The sequence below is a fragment of the Pseudomonas sp. PDM18 genome, assembly GCF_014852585.1.
Taxonomy (GTDB): domain Bacteria; phylum Pseudomonadota; class Gammaproteobacteria; order Pseudomonadales; family Pseudomonadaceae; genus Pseudomonas.
The window spans coordinates 781,286-800,014 of the sequence record NZ_JACVBX010000001.1; the positions used below are offsets into that span (position 1 = coordinate 781,286).

The following is an 18,729-nucleotide window of genomic DNA, read 5'->3' on the forward strand; positions in this document are numbered from 1 at the left end:
AAACACCCCCTCAAGACCACACTCGCTGAATGGTCAAAATGACCGTTCGTCTGCTTCAGGATTAATCGTGAGAAATTTTTTCGACCGCCAGGACCGGTCGGAAGGATGGAAATCGTCCTGATTCGCCCCCTCCCCTGTAATCCATTGGCCATTAACAGCCTTTGGCCATGACATGCATTTCACGATTGCACTTTGCAATAGAGAAAGCTGAACGGCAGCTGAACGAATGTCTTGACGACGATACACGGTCGTTTTTAACGAAAATTTCAATGGAACTTTCCCCGACCTTGCACTTTGCATTGACGGAAATGACCTGTGTTTTGCCATTAGCGCAGCATCAGGTGATATCAATTGGATATTTCACATTCTTTCAGGGACGGGATGGGCGGAAGGAACTAACCGCATTTCGGATAAATCCTATTTGCGCAACGAGCATCGTTGGCGAAACAGAAATGCCCCGATGGAAATTGGAGTTTTACTTCCAAGGTTATTTCGATCAGCTCTTGTCGATTCATCCTTGAAACGCAACCCAATGAAATAACTGAACTTTTCAGATGACGAGGCAATCATCTAACCAGACTGGAGCACGCCAGGCAGACATTGCACCAACTTTGCAATCTGCCTGAAACATAACAGGGCAAACATCCAAAGTTTGCGCCAATACCGTGCTCGAAAGTTTAGCACTCGATTCCCATGCCTGCCTGGAAGGAAGTACGGAGAACACTTTGACAGTGAACTCCGGGGATTCACTCAACCTGAATAAAGCGCCCTTCGGGGCAACCTGAATAAATCGCCCTACCGGGCAACTTTAAACAGTTCGACCATTGAAGAGGTGAATGCGATGCGTATCAGCATCTTTGGTCTTGGGTATGTTGGCGCAGTATGTGCCGGCTGCCTGTCCGCACGGGGCCATGAAGTCGTTGGGGTGGATGTGTCCACCACCAAGATCGATCTGATCAACAACGGGAAATCGCCCATCGTCGAGCCGGGCCTGGAGCCTCTGCTGCAGCAGGGCATCCGCACCGGTCGCCTGTCGGGCACCACCGACTTCAAGAAGGCCGTACTGGACACCGACGTGTCGTTCATCTGCGTCGGCACCCCGAGCAAGAAGAACGGCGACCTGGACCTGGGCTACATCGAATCCGTCTGCCGCGAGATCGGCTATGCGATCCGCGAGAAAAAAGAGCGCCACACCGTGGTCGTGCGCAGCACCGTGCTGCCGGGCACCGTGAATAACGTGGTCATCCCGATCATCGAAGACTGCTCGGGCAAGAAAGCCGGTGCCGACTTCGGTGTGGGTACCAACCCGGAGTTCCTGCGCGAATCCACCGCGATCAAGGACTACGACTTCCCGCCCATGACCGTCATCGGTGAGCTGGACGCCCAGACCGGCGACCTGCTGGAAGAGATCTACCGCGAGCTGGACGCGCCGATCATCCGCAAGACCATCGAGGTCGCCGAGATGATCAAGTACACCTGCAACGTCTGGCACGCCGCCAAGGTCACCTTCGCCAACGAGATCGGCAACATCGCCAAGGCCGTCGGCGTCGATGGTCGCGAGGTGATGGACGTGATCTGCCAGGACCGCAAGCTGAACCTGTCGCGCTACTACATGAAGCCCGGCTTCGCCTTCGGCGGCTCCTGCCTGCCCAAGGACGTGCGCGCCCTCACCTACCGCGCCAGCCAGCTGGACATCGAGCACCCGATGCTCGGTTCGATCATGCGCAGCAACCAGCACCAGGTGCAGAAGGCCTTCGACATCATCGCCGCCCACGGCAGCCGCAAGGTCGGCCTGCTCGGTCTGTCGTTCAAGTCCGGCACCGACGACCTGCGCGAAAGCCCGCTGGTGGAACTGGCCGAGATGCTCATCGGCAAGGGCTACGAGCTGCAGATCTTCGACCGCAACGTCGAGTACGCCCGCGTCCATGGCGCGAACAAGGAGTACATCGAATCGAAGATCCCGCATGTCTCCTCGTTGCTGGTTTCGGACCTGGACGCGGTCGTGAAGTCCTCCGACGTCCTGGTCCTGGGCAACGGTGACGAGCTGTTCGTCGACGTGGTGAAGCAGGCGCCTGAAGGCAAGAAGGTCGTCGACCTGATCGGTTTCATGCCGAGCGTCACTGACGAGCGCGCCGAAGGCATCTGCTGGTAATTGGGTTTCGATTGGCTGCGCGTCGGCCCGGTGTCGTTGGAGAGGAACTCGGAAATGCTCATTCACTTCAGTGAACTCCGCTTCCTCGTCCCTCTCCGCCTAACCGGACTCTAGCTCGCTCAATCGAGTCCATGCCTTCAGACCCTAAAAGCGCCGGTCACCGGCCCGCCCAGGCGGGCCGATGACCAAGCCCAACCAGACGGATAGACGACGATGGAAACCTACAAACGAATCATCGGTGAGGCCACCGGCTGGCTGGTCTTTCTCGGCCTGCTGATGCTGCTGGCACTTCTCGTGCCGCCGACCGTATTCGACGCCGAATCCAAGGACTTCCTGCTGCTCATCGGCGCGGTCGGCATCTGGCGCTATTCCATGGGAGGCCTGCACTTTCTGCGCGGCATGCTGTTCCTCTACGTGGTCTATCCGCACTACCGCCGCAAGATGCGCAAGCTCGGCGACGCGGCCGACCCGTCCCACGTGTACCTGATGGTCACCAGTTTCCGGATCGACGCGCTGACCACCTCGATGGTCTATCGCTCGGTCATCGAGGAAGCCATTGCCTGCGGCTACCCCACTACCGTGGTGTGCTCCATCGTCGAGATGTCCGACGAGGTGCTGATCAAGCAGCAGTGGCAGAAGCTCAACCCGCCGGAGCATGTCGAACTTGACTTCGTGCGCATCCCCGGCACCGGCAAGCGCGACGGCCTGGCTCACGGCTTCCGTGCCATCTCCCGCCACCTGCCCGACGAAGACGCGGTGGTCGCGGTGATCGACGGCGACACCGTTCTGGAGCCTGGCGTGGTGAAGAAGACCGTGCCCTGGTTCAAGCTCTTCCCCAACGTCGGCGGCCTGACCACCAACGAATTCTGCGAAGTGCAGGGCAGCTACGTGATGAGCGAGTGGCACAAACTGCGCTTCGCCCAGCGCCACATCAACATGTGCTCCATGGCCCTGTCCAAGCGCGTGCTGACCATGACCGGGCGCATGTCGGTGTTCCGCGCCGCGGTGGTAACCGACCCCGACTTCATCACCGACGTGGAAAGCGACCACCTCGACCACTGGCGCCTGGGCCGCTTCCAGTTCCTCACCGGTGACGACAAGTCCAGCTGGTACAGCCTGATGCGCCTGGGCTACGACACCTTCTATGTGCCGGACGCGGCGATCAACACGGTCGAGCACCCGCCGGAGAAGAGCTTCATCAAGGCCAGCCGCAAACTGATGTTCCGCTGGTACGGCAACAACCTCCGGCAGAACTCCCGCGCCCTGGCACTCGGCCCGCAGCGCCTGGGCTGGTTCACCAGCGTGGTGCTGTTCGACCAGCGCCTGTCGATGTGGACCTGCCTGCTCGGCCTGGTCGCCGCGATCATCGCCAGCATCAAGTACAGCATCGCCTTCCTGCTCATCTACCTGCTGTGGATCGGCATCACCCGCTTCGTGCTGACCCTGCTGCTGTCGCTGTCGGGCCACCACATCGGGCCAGCCTATCCCGCGATCCTCTATTACAACCAGATCGTCGGTGCCCTGGTGAAGATCTACGTGTTCTTCCGCCTCGACCAGCAGTCGTGGACCCGCCAGAACACCAAGCTCGACCGCGGCCTGGCCAGCTTCCAGCGCTGGTTCAACACCTGGTCCTCGCGAGCCATGACCTTTTCCGCGGCCAGCGTTTTCGTCGCCGTACTGCTGACCATCGTCTGACCTCCTTTTTAGCTACGTACAGGACTCGACCTCATGAATACCGCCGTCAACGTCAATGTCGTGCATGAATCCGAAGCCCAGCGCCAGCACGCCCGGGTCAAGCTGCCCGCCCGTATCCGCTACATCGGATCCCACCGCGAGGGCGTCGACGCCCGCCTGCTGGACCTGTCCGCCGGCGGCTTCGCCTTCACTTCCGCGAACAACACGCCGGTACAGGTCGGCGACCTGCACAAGGGCAAACTGTTGTTCCAGATCGACAGCATCAGCTTCTCCCTGGAAGTGGAGTTCCAGGTGCGCTCCTACGACCGCGAAAGCGCGCGCGTCGGTTGCGAATTCCAGCACCTGAAGCCGCGCGAGATCGCCGCCCTGCGCTACCTGATCACCTCCTACCTGGCCGGTGAAGTAGTGAGCGTGGGCGACATGCTCAACACCCTGCAGCGCGAGAACTTCACCAAGGCCCGCAAGCACGGTGCAGGCTCCGGCGGCATGGGCTTCTTCGGCCGCTTCCGCGCGGTCACCGTAAGCACCGCGATCTTCGTGGTCGGCGTCGGCGCCTTCGCGGTGATCCTCAACCAGATCTACAACCTGTACTTCGTCACCCATGCCGACTCGGGTGTGGTCAGTGTGGCCAACCAGCAGATCACCATGCCCCGCGAAGGCACGGTGGAAAGCCTGGTGGAGCCTGGCGCCGAAGTCGCCAAGGGCGCGCCGATCGCCTCCTTCTCCGCCAACCTGCTGGACCTGCTCAAGGGCAACCTGACCGAAGAACAGCTCAACCCGAGCAACATCGAGAAGCTCTTCGGCCATCAGATGAAGGGCACCCTGACCAGCCCGTGCGACTGCCGCGTGGTCGAGCAGCGCGTCGCCAACGGCCAATTCGCCAACAAGGGCGACGTGATCTTCACCCTGACCCCGCGCGACAGCACCGCCACCGTCGAAGCGCGCTTCCCCTACCGCAACGCCGCCGAGCTTTCCCCCGGCACCCACGTGAACTTCCAGGTCGCCGGCGACAGCGAAGTGCGCGGCGGCCGCATCCTGCGCACCGCGCCGGTGGACGGTGACCTGTCCTCGGAAATCCGTGTGCAGATCACCCCCGACCAGCCGCTCGACAGCCAGATGGCTGGCCGCCCGACTGAAGTCAGCATCGGCGGCCTGCCGGGCCGCACCCTGCTGAACAAGGCGATGGCCCTGGCCACCGCTCGCTAAGAGGACTGCCCGCATGAATCGACCTGTCTTGCGACACGCCCCGCACCTGGCACTGGCATTGGCCATCGCCGCCGCGGCCGGATGCGCCGGCCTGCCCGACCAGCGCCTGGCCCAGGAGGCCCTGGACCGCGGCGACATCGCCACCGCCCAGGCCAACTTCCAGGCCCTGGCCACCATGGGTTACGCCGACGCACAGGTCGGACTGGCCGACATGCAGGCCGCCACCGGCGACCCCGACGAACAGGCCCGCGCCGAGAAGCTCTACCGCGAAGCGGCCGAGAGCTCCCCGCGCGCCCGCGCCCGCCTGGGCAAGTGGCTGGCGGCCAAGCCCGGCGGCACCGACGCCGAGCACCGCGAAGCCGAACAGCTGCTGACCCGCGCCTTCAACGAAGGCGAGGACAGCGCGCTGGTTCCGCTGATCGTCCTCTACCTGCAGTACCCGCAGGCCTGGCCGAACGTGAACCCGCAGCAGCGCATCGACCAGTGGCGCGCCCAGGGTCTGCCGCAGGCGGACCTGGCGCAGATCATCCTGTACCGCACCCAGGGCACCTACGACCAGCACCTCACCGAAGTCGAGCAGGTCTGCCAGCGCTGGCTGAACCGCATGGACGTGTGCTGGATGGAGCTGGCCACCGTGTACCAGAAGCAGGGCAACGCAGATAAGCAGAAGGCCCACATCGAAGCGCTCAAGGCAGGCTGGAAGGCCGGCCGCGTACCGTCCGAGCGCGTCGAATCAGTAGCCGGCGTGCTGGCCGACCCGAACATCGGCACCGCCGACCCGCAGGCCGCACAGGCGTTGCTCAACGAGATCGCGCCAACCTACCCGGCCGCCTGGGTCAGCCTCGCCAAGCTGCAGTACGACAACCCCGACCTGGGCGACCTCGACCAGATGCTCGACTACCTGAAGAAGGGCCAGGAAGCCGCGCAGCCCCGCGCCGAACTGCTGCTGGGGCGCCTCTACTACGACGGCAAGTGGGCCCCTCAGGAACCGCAGAAGGCCGAACAGCACCTGCTCAAGGCCGCCGCCACCGAGCCTCAGGCGCACTACTACCTGGGCCAGATCTACCGCCGCGGCTTCCTCGGCCAGGTCTACCCGCAGAAGGCCGTGGACCACCTGATCATCGCCGCCCGCGCCGGCCAGGCCAGCGCCGACATGGCCCTCGCACAGCTCTATTCGCAGGGTCGCGGCATTCGCCCAAACCTGGTCAATGCCTACGTCTTCGGCGAGCTCGCCCAGCGCCAGCAGGTACCCACTGCGAGCGACCTGATGGCGCAGATCGAACCGCAGATCCAGCCGGCCGACCGCAGTGCGGCCCAGCAGTTGCTCAAGCGTGAAGAACAGGCTCGCGGCGCCAACTGGCAAGCCACCGTCAGCCTTCTGCAGAACAATCAGGAACAAGAAAATCTATGAAGCGCACCGACCCGATGACCACCCCGCTGTTTGCTCTCGTCGATGGAGTTCAGCCGCGTGCCCTGGCTTCCGCTGTCCGCCGCGCCCGCCTGTTCCCCGCCATGCTCGGCGTTGGCCTGAGCCTCGCCGGCACCCTGTTCGGCAGCCTCGCCCACGCGGCAGAAGAGCCACCGAAGAACTTCGGCCTCGACATCAAGGTGACCGCCGAATCCGAGGATGACCGCGACCTGGGCACCGCCCGCGGCGGCGACCTCAACGGCATCGGTCTGGACCTGCGCCCCTGGGCCTTCGGCCAGTGGGGCGACTGGAGCGCCTACGTGATGGGCCAGGCAGTCGCCGCCACCGACACCATCCAGACCGACACCCTGCAGAACGACGACGTCAACAACCCCAGCAGCGGCAGCCGCGACAACAAGCGCGAGCCCGACGATGCCTACCTCGCCCTGCGCGAATTCTGGGTCGACTACGCCGGCCTTACCCAGTACCCCGGCGAGCACCTGCGCTTCGGTCGCCAGCGCCTGCGCGAAGACAGCGGCATGTGGCAGGACACCAACATCGAAGCGCTGAACTGGACCTTCGACACCACCCTGCTGCGCGCCCACCTCGGCGCCGCCCAGCGCTTCTCCGACTACCGCACCGACATCACCGACCTGGCGCCGGAGGACAAGGACCGCACCCATGTGTTCGGCGATATCTCCACGCAGTGGATGCCCCAGCACTGGGTCGGCCTGCGCCTGCACCATTCCGACGACAGCGGCAGCCTGCCGGACCGGGGCGAGACCGTCGACTCGCTGGACAAACGCTCCACCGGCGACCTCACCTGGGTCGGCATCGAGGCCAACGGCGATGGCTACAACTGGCGCTCGCAGATGCCCATCAACTACTGGGCCAGCGCTACCTGGCTGACCGGCAACCGTGACCGCCTGACCACCGTCCCGGTGAACGGTGAGCGAGTCGCTGCAGGCAAGCAGAGTGGCGACGTGGATGCCTACGGCGCCGACCTGGGCCTGCGCTGGAACATCGACGAGCAATGGCGCGTCGGCGGTGCCTACGCCCGCGGCAGTGGCGGCGGCAAGAACGGCGAAGACCAGTTCGAGCAGACCGGCCTTGAGAGCAACCGCTCCAACTTCACCGGCACCCGCGCCCGCGCGCACCGCTTCGGCGAGGCCTTCCGCGGCGAACTGTCGAACCTCGAAGCTGCGACCCTTTTCGGTTCCTGGCAGCTGCGCGACGACTACGACGCGAGCGTCATCTACAACAAGTTCCGCCGCGTGGACAGCGACTCGGACATCGGCAGCAGCGGCATCACCGCTCCGCTGGTCAACGACTCCAAGGACATCGGCCAGGAAGTCGACCTCGTCGTCACCAAGTACTTCAAGCAGGGCCTGCTGCCGGCTTCGATGAGCCAGGCGATCGACGAGCCGTCGGCGCTGATCCGCTTCCGTGGCGGCGTATTCAAGCCTGGTGACGCCTACGGCAGCCACGTCGACTCGACCATGCACCACGCGTTCGTCGATGTGATCTGGCACTTCTGAGGACTGTAGCGATGACTATCCGAGCACCCTTCCCCGCTCCAACACCCTCACCCCAGCCCTCTCCCAGGGGGAGAGGGGACGCTCTGGCGTTGGGTTGCGTGCCGTGCCAGCCGATCGCTCCGAACAGCTCCCTCTCCCTGCGGGAGAGGGTTGGGGTGAGGGGGCCGCAAGGCCAGCGCAAGTCCGGCGCCGTGCAATGGTCCACCCTGCTGCTGGGCAGCGTATTGCTGGCCACCACTCCAGCCTGGGCGGCGCAGCCCGCGGCCAAGGCCGAAGCCAGCAGCGCACATGCGAAGAAGACCGACGCCGCGAAAGCCGAAACCGGCAAGACCGCCGAAGGCGAACAGGCCCCGGCAGAAGAACCGGGCCACACCCAGACCCTCAAGCAATCGGGCAACTACACGGTGACCGCGGCACCCAGCGAGCCGCTGCACCTGGAACCGCCCAAGCTGCCCGACCTCACCGGCTACACCGCCGAGGCGGTGGAGAAGAAGATCCAGCGCAACAAGCGCGGCAAGGCCCACATCGAACGCATGGTCCAGCAGCAGCCGCTGAAGGAATTCACAGGCGGCAAGAACCGTCTCGCCGAATGGGTGAAGCGCCAGCGCCAGATGCCCCAGGCGATCTTCATCGACGGCGGCTACGTCAACCTCGCCGACCTCGTGGGCAAGTTGCCGAAAACTGCCCTGGAACAGACCGAGCCGGGCGTCTACGTGGCCCGTCTGCCCATCGTCGTCAGTCAGGGCGCCACCCTGGAGATCGACGGCAAGGTCAAGGAACTGCGCCTGTCCCAGGACCGCGGTGCGTTCCTGGTCAACGACGGCAAGCTGTTCGTGCGTAACACCAAAGTCACCGCCTGGAACGAGGCGAAGAAGGAACCGGCGTGGTTCAAGGAGCCCAACGAATTCCGCCCCTTCCTGATCTCCTGGGGCGGCGCCGAGGCTTACCTGGTGAACAGCCACTTCACCAGTTTCGGCTACAACGCCTCCAAGGCCTACGGCATCTCCATCTCGCAGTACAGCCCGGGCATGGACAAGACCATGAAGCGTCCTCGGCCCCAGGGCTGGGTGCTCAATTCCACCTTCGAGGACGCCTGGTACGGCTTCTACTGCTACGAGGCCGACGACCTGGTGGTACGCGGCAATACCTACAAGAACAACATCGTCTACGGCATCGACCCGCACGACCGTTCGCATCGCCTGATCATCGCCGAGAACACCGTCTACGGGACCAAGAAGAAGCACGGCATCATCGTTTCGCGTGAGGTCAACGACAGCTGGATCATCCACAACAAGACCTACGACAACCACCTCTCCGGGATCGTCCTCGACCGTAATTCCGAGCGCAATCTGGTGGCCTACAACGAGGTGTACCGCAACCATTCCGACGGCATCACCCTCTACGAGTCGGGCGACAACCTCATCTACGGCAACCAGGTGCTGGCCAACCTGCGCCACGGCATCCGCATCCGTAACAGCGTGAACATCCGCCTCTACGAGAACCTCGCGGCCGGCAACAAGCTGATCGGCGTCTACGGCCACATCAAGGACCTCTCCGATACCGACCGCAACATCGACCTCGACCCCTTCGACACCAAGGTCTCGCTGATCGTGGTCGGCGGCAAGCTGGCCGGCAACGGCTCGGGTCCGCTGTCGGTGGATTCGCCGCTGTCGCTGGAGCTCTACAAGGTGGCCATGCTCGGCCCGACCAAATCATCCGGCATCTCCTTCAACGGCGTGCTCGGCGAAAAGCAGGACCAGATCCTGGACCTGCTGGTGCGCCAGCAACGCGCGGTGCTGATCGACCCCGTCGAAAGCCAGGCCGAACTGCAGAACTGAGGACCGACCATGAATAAAATCACCACCAACCTGCTGCGCCTGTCGGGCCTCACCGCCGCCCTGCTGCTCGCCCACCAGGCCAGCGCCGCCGACGCGCCGAGCTACTCCGCGCAGCCGGCTGCCGGGCTGTGCCCGACCGCCGCCAACAACGCGGCGTACAACACCAAGTACCTGGGCTTCTTCACCCACCTGGTGCCGGCCCAGGAAGACTGGCTGTTCCGTACCACCTACGACCTGCGCACCGACTTCGGCACCAGCGCCGAAGGCTGGCGCGAGCTCAAGCAACTGCGCGACGAACTCAAGCGCAAGGGTATCGACCTGGTCGTGGTCTACCAGCCCACCCGTGGCCTGGTGAACCGCGAGAAGCTCAACCCGCAGGAGAAGGCCAGCTTCAACTTCGAGCTGGCCAAGCAGAACTACCAGGCGACCATCGCCCAGTTCCGCAAGGCCGGTATCTACACGCCGGACTTTTCGCCGCTGTTCGACGAGAAGGAAGAGCACCCGTACTACTTCAAGGGCGACCACCACTGGACGCCGTACGGCGCCATGCGCAGCGCGAAGATCGTCGCCGAGACCCTGAAGGAAATCCCCGCCTACAACGACATTCCCAAGAAGGAATTCGAGAGCAAGCGCGTGGGCCTGCTGTCCAAGCTGGGCACCTTCCACAAGGCTGCCGCGCAACTGTGCGGCAGCAGCTACGCGCCGCAGTATGTCGACCGCTTCGAAACCGAACCGGTGGGCGACTCGGGCGGCGGCGATCTATTCGGTGAAGGCGGCGATGCCCAGGTCGCGCTGGTGGGCACCTCCAACAGCGGCCCGGCGTACAACTTCGCCGGCTTCCTGGAGCAATACGGCAAGGTCGACATCCTCAACAACGCCGTCTCCGGCGGCGGCTTCGACAGCTCCCTGCTGGCCTACATGACGAGCAAGGAATTCCACGACAAGCCGCCGAAGATCCTCATCTGGGAGTTCGCCACCCACTACGACATGGCGCAGAAGAGCTTCTACCGCCAGGCCATGCCGCTGGTGGACAACGGCTGCGCCGACGGCAAGCCGGCCATCAGCCGCAAGGTCAAGCTGCACGCCGGCAGCAACGAGGTGCTGGTCAACAGCAGCGCCCTGCCGATCCGCTCGGGCAGCTACACCGCCGACGTCACCTACTCCGACCCCGGCGTGCACGAACTCAAGAACACCATCTGGTACATGAACGGTCGTCGCGAGCAGCTGAAGATCGAGCAGTCCAAGGCCGTGGATACCGGCGGACGCTACGTCTTCGAACTGCGCAACGACGAGGACTGGTCGAACCAGCAGTTCCTCTCCCTGGAGATCGAGGCGCCGGAAGACATGCCGGCGGGCCTGGAAGTCGAGGCCAAGCTCTGTCAGACGCCCAAAGCCAAGTCGGCCGACGTGGCCGCCAACTGACGCGAGGGAGTGAATTCCATGCCCAGCCTACGCAAGATCAAGACCCCCGTGGTCGCCCGCATCGGCCTCTCCATCGCCGTGCTCGGCGCCCTGTTCGGAGGCGAAAGCGCCACCTACGCCGCCGACCTGATGCCGCCACCGGGCTACTTCTCCGCCGTCGGCGACAAGGGCAGCAAGAAGGACGCCGACAGCTGCCCCACCGCGCCGACGCCCTACACCGGCAGCCTGCAGTTCACCAGCAAGTACAAGGGCTCGGATTCGGCGCGCTCGACCTTGAACGTCGACGCGGAGAAAGAGTTCCGCAGCCAGATCAAGGACATCACCGACATGGAGCGCGGCGCCACCAAGCTCATCACCCAGTACATGCGCAGCGGCAACAAGGGCGACCTGGACTGCGCGATGAACTGGCTGGATTCCTGGGCGCGGGCCGGTGCGCTGGAAAGCAGCGACTACAACCACACCGGCAAGTCCATGCGCAAATGGGCGCTGGGCAGCCTGTCGTCTTCCTACATGCGCCTGAAGTTCTCCAGCAGCCGCCCGCTGGCCGCCTACGGCGAGCAGTCGAAAGAGATCGAGAACTGGTTCAGCACCCTGGGCAGCCAGGTGGTGCGCGACTGGAGCGACCTGCCGCTGAAGAAGATCAACAACCATTCCTACTGGGCCGCCTGGTCGGTGATGTCCACCGCTGTGGTAACCAACCGCCGCGACCTGTTCGACTGGTCGGTGCAGGAGTTCAAGGTCGCCGCCAACCAGGTCGACGCCGACGGCTACCTGCCCAACGAACTCAAGCGCCGCCAGCGCGCGCTGTCGTACCACAACTACTCGCTGCCGCCGCTGACCATGATCGCCGCCTTCGCCCAGGTGAACGGCGTCGACCTGCGCCAGGAAAATAACGGCGCCCTGCAGCGCCTGGCCAACCGCGTGATGCAAGGCGTGGACGACCAGGACGCGTTCGACCAGAAGACCGGCAACGACCAGGACATGGGCGACCTGAAGGAGAACAGCAAGTTCGCCTGGCTCGAACCCTACTGCGCGCTCTACAGCTGCGCGCCCAAGACCCAGGACTGGAAGAAGAAGATGGAGCCGTTCAACAGTTTCCGTCTGGGGGGTGAAGTGACCAAGGTTTTCAACCGTCAGGGGGCGGGGAGCTGAAGCAGCGCCCGTCTCCTTGAAAGCGGAACTCCCGTAGGGCGCATAACCGCTTGCGGTTATCCGCCGAAGGATCTGGCACGAAACCACGGCGGATAACGCTTCGCGTTATTCGCCCTACCAGAGCAGAGCGGCAACACCGAGCCATCCGACAACACCGGACGGCCCCCTCTCCCACTGGGAGAGGGCTGGGGTGAGGGCAAGCCCTCGCTCCGAAGCAACGGCAACACCACCCGACCCACGCAATAAAGACGCGGGCGGGCGCAACAGATTGAGCACCACATGGGGAGGAATTGGCGGGTTGCCCCGGCCTTTCCTCAAGGCGTCGCGAAGACGCCGGAAGGTCCGGAGCGACTCAAGGTTTGAAGCTCCAGAGAGAGACGCGGAATGGTCTTTTCTTCCAACGTATTCCTGTTCCTGTTCCTGCCGGTCTTCCTCGGCCTGTACTACCTGAGCGGGAACCGCTACCGGAACCTCCTGTTGCTGGTCGCCAGCTACATCTTCTACGCCTGGTGGCGGGTGGACTTCCTCCTGCTGTTCGCCGGCGTCACGGTCTTCAACTACTGGATCGGCCTGCGCATCGGCGCCGCCGGCGTACGCACCAAGGCTGCCCAGCGCTGGCTGCTGCTTGGCGTGGTGGTCGACCTGTGCGTACTGGGCTACTTCAAGTACGCCAACTTCGGCGTCGAGAGCCTCAACGAGATCATCACCTCGTTCGGCATGCAGCCCTTCGTGTTGACCCACATCCTGCTGCCGATCGGCATCAGCTTCTACACCTTCGAATCGATCAGCTACATCATCGACGTGTACCGCGGCGACACCCCGGCCACGCACAACCTGATCGACTTCGCGGCGTTCGTGGCGATCTTCCCGCACCTGATCGCCGGCCCGGTGCTGCGCTTCAAGGACCTGGTCGACCAGTTCAACCACCGCACCCACACCGTCGACAAGTTCGCCGAAGGCTGCACCCGCTTCATGCAGGGCTTCGTCAAGAAGGTGTTCATCGCCGACACTCTGGCGGCGGTGGCCGACCACTGCTTCGCCCTGCAGGACCCGACCACCGGCGACGCCTGGCTCGGCGCGCTGGCCTACACCGCACAGCTGTACTTCGACTTCTCCGGCTACAGCGACATGGCTATCGGCCTCGGCCTGATGATGGGCTTCCGCTTCATGGAGAACTTCAACCAGCCCTACATCAGCCAGTCCATCACCGAGTTCTGGCGGCGCTGGCACATCAGCCTGTCCACCTGGCTGCGCGACTACCTGTACATCAGCCTGGGCGGTAACCGCGGCACCACCTTCCAGACCTACCGCAACCTGATCCTCACCATGCTGCTGGGCGGCCTCTGGCACGGCGCCAACGTCACCTACATCATCTGGGGCGCCTGGCATGGCGTGTGGCTGGCCATCGAGCGCGCGCTGGGCGTGAACGCCGCACCCCGCGTGCTCAATCCGCTGAAGTGGGCGTTCACCTTCCTGCTGGTGATCGTCGGCTGGGTGATCTTCCGCGCCGAGAACCTGCACGTGGCCTGGCGCATGTACGAAGCCATGTTCAGCTTCGGCGACTGGAAGCTCTCCGAGCTCAACCGCGCCAGCCTCACCGGCCTGCAGGTCGGCACCCTGGTGATCGCCTACCTCGTGCTCGCCTTCTTCGGCCTGCGCCAGTTCTACAACCAACCGATGCAGAGCAAGGCGCCCAAGGCCGCCGCGAAGACCGAACAGGTCGACGCCGACGGCCCGGCCAGCGCCCAGCCGCGCGCTCCGGCCATGGCCCAGCAGGACCCAGCGGCGATCGCCTACTCGCCCAGCGGCGCCGCCGTCTACCAGCCGCACTGGATGACCCAGCTGCCGGTACTGGCCACGCGCATCGCCCTGCTCCTGCTGTTCGCCGCCTCGGTGCTCAAGCTCTCGGCGCAGAGCTACTCACCGTTCCTCTACTTCCAGTTCTGATCCGGACGAGGCATCCATGACTATCGCCAAACCCCTCCAGTACGCCTACATCGCCGCCTTCGGCGGGATGTTGCTGGGCCTGGCCGGCTGGTCGCTGAAGGCCTTCCCCAGCTTCTCCGCCGCCGAGGGCACCACCGTGCTCAACGGCAAGCTGGCCCACGCCTTCGAAGGCCACTACGACGACGAATTCCCCATCAAGCGCCTGGGCACCAACCTCTGGGCCGCATTGGACTACACCGTCTTCGACGAAGGCCGCCCCGGCGTGGTGATCGGCAAGGACGGCTGGCTGTTCACCGATGAAGAGTTCAAGCCCGCCCCCTCCCAGCAACAGTTGGAAGATAACTGGGCGCTGGTGCGCGGCGTGCAACAGGAGCTGGAGCGCCGCGGCGTGAAGCTGGTGCTGGCGATCATCCCCGCCAAGACCCGCCTCTACCCCGAGTACGTCGGCAAGGAGCAACCCGCAGCCCTGCACGCCTCGCTCTACACCGACTTCCTGCAGCGCGCCCGCCAGGCCGGCATGGCCGCGCCCGAGCTGCTGGAGACGATGGAAAAGGCCAAGGACAACGGCCAGGTGTTCCTGCGCACCGACACCCACTGGACCCCGCTGGGCGCCGAAGCCGTGGCCCAGCGCCTGGGCGAAAGCATCCGCGCCGGCCAGGGCGCCGACCTGCCGACCCAGAGCTTCGTCACCGAGGCCGGCAAGAGCGGCGCGCACAAGGGCGACCTGCTGACCTTCCTGCCTCTGGACCCGCTGTTCACCAACCTGCTGCCTGAAGAAGACCAGCTGCAGCAGCGCCAGACCCACCCGGCCGAGGACACCGCCGGCTCTGCTGACACCAGCGGCGGCGACCTCTTTGGCGACAGCACCCAGCCGCAGGTCGCCCTGGTCGGCACCAGCTACAGCGCCAACGCACGCTGGAACTTCGCCGGCGCCCTCAAGCAGGCGCTCTCGGCGGATGTCATCAACTACGCCAAGGAGGGCAAGGGCCCCCTGGAACCGATGCTCGAACTCCTGCAGGACGAAGGCTTCAAGCAGAAGCCGGCGCGACTGCTGGTCTGGGAATTCCCCGAACGCTACCTGCCGATGCACAGCGACCTGAGCCAGTTCAACCAGGACTGGGTGGCGCAATTGCGGGCAGCCGGTAGCCGCGACGAACGCCTGGCTTCCAACCAGGCCCCGGCTCACTGAGCAGATACATCCACGGCGCATCGAGCGCTGGAACAGGGCACCACCCGTGCCCATACGAGAAAAAGTAGACGGAGGTACACCCCATGAACCGACTGACCATTCGCACCCTGAAGTCGTCCGCCCTCGCACTGGCCCTGGGCGCCGCATCCTTCGGCGCTTTCGCCGGTGGTGAAGGCGCGCTGTACGGCCCGCAGGCGCCCAAAGGCTCCACCTTCGTACGGGCCTACAACGCCGGCAGCGGCGAACTGTCCGTCAGCGTCGGCAACGCCACCCTCAACGACATCTCGCCGCTGGGCTCCAGCGACTTCAAGTTCCTCCCGCCGGGCAACTACACCGCCAAGGTCGGCACCCAGAGCCTGCCGGTGAAACTCGACCCGGACGCCTACTACACCCTCGTCAGCCAGCCCGGCGGCCAGCCGCGACTAGTGCCCGAGCCGCCGTTCAAGAACAAGCAGAAGGCTCTCGTCCGTGTACAGAACCTCAGCGGCAAGGCCCTCACCCTGAAGACCGCCGACGGTAAGACCGAAGTGGTCAGCAACGTCGCCCCGCAGAGCCACGGCGACCGCGAGATCAACCCGGTGAAAGTGAACCTAGCGCTGTTCGACGGCGCGAAGAAGGTCAGCGACCTCAAGCCCGTCACCCTCGAGCGCGGCGAAGTGGTCTGCCTCTACGTCACTGGCGACGCCGGCAAGCTGAACCCGGTGTGGGTCAAGCGCCCGGTGAAGGCGGACTGATCCATGCGCCGGCGGATGCTGCACTGCCACTCCCATCCGGAGTGCGGACGAGGCGCCACACCTCCCGCCGGCACGAACTGCCTGCCCTTCCCTCGGGGAGGGTCCTGGGGCGCACCGGCAACTGACGCGCCCCGCTCCACCCAGAACAACAAGACCGGCTAAGCACCGGCAGAAGAACCCGTGCGCCGCAACGACGGCAAGCACAGGAGAGGTCACCCAAACCGCACGCCGGCCCGCATGACGTGGACCGGCCAACAGAACGCAAACGCTTTAGGAGAAACCCGATGATCCCAGTAATCCTTTCCGGTGGTAGCGGCTCGCGACTCTGGCCTCTTTCGCGCAAACAGTATCCCAAGCAGTTCCTGGCCCTGACCGGCGACCACACCCTGTTCCAGCAGACCCTGGAGCGCCTGGTGTTCGAGGGCATGGAGCCGCCGGTGGTGGTGAGCAACCAGGAACACCGTTTCATCGTCCAGGAACAGCTCGAAGCGCTGGACCTGAAGACTCAGTCCATCCTCCTCGAACCCTTTGGCCGCAACACCGCCCCGGCAGTCGCCATCGCCGCCATGAAGCTGATGTCCGAAGGCCGTGACGAACTGCTGCTGATCCTCCCCGCCGACCACGTGATCGAAGACCAGCGCGCCTTCCAGCGCGCCCTGGCACTGGCCACCAACGCCGCCGAAAAGGGCGAGATGGTGCTCTTCGGCGTCCCCGCCGACCGCCCGGAAACCGGCTACGGCTACATCAAGTCCGGCGACGAGCGCGGCCTGCCGGACGGCGTCATCCGCGTCGAGCGCTTCATCGAGAAACCCGATGAAGCCCGTGCCCGTCAGTTCGTCGAGGAAGGCGGCTACTTCTGGAACAGCGGCATGTTCCTGTTCCGCGCCAGCCGCTTCCTGGAAGAACTGAAGAAGCACGACGCCGACATCTACGACACCTGCCTGCTCGCCCTCGAGCGCAGCCAGCACGACGGCGACCTGATCAACATCGACGCCGCCACCTTCGAGTGCTGCCCGGACAACTCCATCGACTACGCCGTGATGGAAAAGACCCGCCGCGCCTGCGTAGTCCCGCTGGCCGCCGGCTGGAACGACGTCGGCAGCTGGTCGTCGATCTGGGAAGTCCACGACAAGGACGCCGACGGCAACGTCACCATGGGCGACGTGGTCGTGCACGACAGCCACAACTGCCTGGTGCACGGCAACGGCAAGCTGGTGTCCGTGGTCGGCCTGGAAGACATCGTGGTGGTCGAGACCAAGGACGCCATGATGATCGCCCACAAGGACCGCGTGCAGGACGTCAAGAAGGTAGTCAACCAGCTCGACGCTGCCGGCCGCAGCGAGACCCAGAACCACTGCCAGGTCTACCGTCCGTGGGGTTCCTACGACTCGGTGGACATGGGCGGCCGCTTCCAGGTCAAGCACATCACCGTTAAGCCGGGCGCGCGCCTGTCGCTGCAGATGCACCACCACCGCGCCGAGCACTGGATCGTCGTCTCCGGCACCGCCCAGGTGACCTGTGACGACAATACCTTCCTGCTAACCGAGAACCAGTCCACCTACATCCCGATCGCCTCGGTCCACCGCCTGGCCAACCCGGGCAAGATCCCGCTGGAGATCATCGAAGTGCAATCGGGCAGCTACCTGGGCGAAGACGACATCGAGCGTCTGGAAGACGTCTACGGCCGAACCACCGAGAACGTGGAGCTGCGCGCCGTCGTGCGCTGATTCCACGCGAGAATCCGGCGCTTCCCCCATCGGCGCCATGCCCCCGCACCTTCCGGTGCGGGGGCTTTTTTATGCCCGTAGCTGCCCACTCCCTCAGGGATACACCGTTGCCGGACGGTTCGCGAGCGAGCCCCACAGGGAACACCCGCGCCACATCAACCCGCCCTATCCCGCCGCCTGCTAAGGTAATGCTCGAAACCCTGCGCGGAGCGCTCCATGCTGTACGGCATCCTGCTGATCGTCACCTGGATCATCCTGCTGATCCGCTACCCCTCCCGCGCCCTGCCGATCTCCGGCGCCGGGCTGGTGGGGCTGGCCACGGTCATCGCCGTGGCCATCTGGCAGGACAACAGCGACACCCGCCAGCTCCAGCACCTGGAATTGCGCATCGCCTATCAACCCGACCAGTGCCAGCCTGGCCGCCCCCTGGCCGTCAGCCTGAAGAACGGCTCCGCGCGCCCGCTGCTGGAGCTGCGCTGGAAAGTTGCCGCCTACCGTCCCGGCGATACCACCGACCTCGCCGAAAACCTCTACGAAGCGCCGCGCTACCGTGGCCCCGGCGCGCTGCTCGCCGGCGATAGCTGGAACGACTGCCTGCCGCTGCCACCGCTGCGCCCCGGCTACCGCGCCAGCACCCTGGAATTTCGCGCCGAGCGAGTCAGCGGCCGCTTCGGCAATTGATTCACCTGCCCCGCACAATCCGGTACGGTAGTCCCGCCCA

Annotated in this window: 13 protein-coding genes; all 13 read left to right on the plus strand. The window is 64.5% G+C overall.

What is annotated here, in order from left to right:
* Window positions 1-841 precede the first annotated feature (841 nt).
* The 13 genes from algD (at window position 842) to IB274_RS03895 (ending at window position 18,689) form a co-directional block, all read left to right on the plus strand.
* Window positions 842-2,152 (plus strand): GDP-mannose 6-dehydrogenase, encoded by a 1,311-nt coding sequence (gene algD / locus IB274_RS03835; RefSeq protein ID WP_081516164.1) that lies wholly within the window; start codon window positions 842-844, stop codon window positions 2,150-2,152.
* A gap of 213 nt (window positions 2,153-2,365) precedes the next feature.
* Complete coding sequence (gene alg8 / locus IB274_RS03840) at window positions 2,366-3,847, plus strand: mannuronan synthase (RefSeq protein ID WP_192430726.1); 1,482 nt, start codon at window positions 2,366-2,368, stop codon at window positions 3,845-3,847.
* A gap of 33 nt (window positions 3,848-3,880) precedes the next feature.
* Complete coding sequence (locus IB274_RS03845; protein ID WP_192291891.1) at window positions 3,881-5,053, plus strand: alginate biosynthesis protein Alg44; 1,173 nt, start codon at window positions 3,881-3,883, stop codon at window positions 5,051-5,053.
* A 13-nt stretch (window positions 5,054-5,066) separates the two neighbouring features.
* Window positions 5,067-6,464, plus strand: a complete 1,398-nt coding sequence (algK, locus tag IB274_RS03850) for an alginate biosynthesis TPR repeat lipoprotein AlgK (RefSeq protein WP_192430727.1) — start codon at window positions 5,067-5,069, stop codon at window positions 6,462-6,464.
* Between the two features lie 101 nt (window positions 6,465-6,565).
* Complete coding sequence (locus IB274_RS03855; RefSeq protein ID WP_192430920.1) at window positions 6,566-7,999, plus strand: alginate export family protein; 1,434 nt, start codon at window positions 6,566-6,568, stop codon at window positions 7,997-7,999.
* A 155-nt stretch (window positions 8,000-8,154) separates the two neighbouring features.
* Complete coding sequence (algG, locus tag IB274_RS03860) at window positions 8,155-9,837, plus strand: mannuronan 5-epimerase AlgG (RefSeq protein ID WP_192430728.1); 1,683 nt, start codon at window positions 8,155-8,157, stop codon at window positions 9,835-9,837.
* 9 nt (window positions 9,838-9,846) lie between these two features.
* A complete protein-coding gene (locus IB274_RS03865) occupies window positions 9,847-11,259 on the plus strand; it encodes an alginate O-acetyltransferase (protein WP_192430729.1) in 1,413 nt (470 codons plus the stop codon).
* A 36-nt stretch (window positions 11,260-11,295) separates the two neighbouring features.
* Entirely contained in the window at window positions 11,296-12,411 is a 1,116-nt protein-coding gene (locus tag IB274_RS03870; protein WP_192430921.1) for a mannuronate-specific alginate lyase, read from the plus strand.
* Between the two features lie 384 nt (window positions 12,412-12,795).
* Window positions 12,796-14,358, plus strand: a complete 1,563-nt coding sequence (locus IB274_RS03875) for an MBOAT family O-acyltransferase (protein WP_192430730.1) — start codon at window positions 12,796-12,798, stop codon at window positions 14,356-14,358.
* Between the two features lie 16 nt (window positions 14,359-14,374).
* Window positions 14,375-15,547, plus strand: coding sequence for an alginate O-acetyltransferase (locus IB274_RS03880; RefSeq protein ID WP_192430731.1), 1,173 nt, complete (start codon window positions 14,375-14,377; stop codon window positions 15,545-15,547).
* 83 nt (window positions 15,548-15,630) lie between these two features.
* The gene (gene algF, locus IB274_RS03885) at window positions 15,631-16,281 is read left to right on the plus strand and encodes an alginate O-acetyltransferase AlgF (protein ID WP_192430732.1); all 651 of its coding nucleotides are present in this window, start codon (window positions 15,631-15,633) and stop codon (window positions 16,279-16,281) included.
* 284 nt (window positions 16,282-16,565) lie between these two features.
* Complete coding sequence (locus IB274_RS03890; protein WP_192430733.1) at window positions 16,566-18,008, plus strand: mannose-1-phosphate guanylyltransferase/mannose-6-phosphate isomerase; 1,443 nt, start codon at window positions 16,566-16,568, stop codon at window positions 18,006-18,008.
* A 216-nt stretch (window positions 18,009-18,224) separates the two neighbouring features.
* Window positions 18,225-18,689: a multidrug transporter gene (locus tag IB274_RS03895; protein ID WP_192430734.1), complete on the plus strand. Its 465-nt coding sequence runs from the start codon at window positions 18,225-18,227 to the stop codon at window positions 18,687-18,689.
* Window positions 18,690-18,729 lie beyond the last annotated feature (40 nt).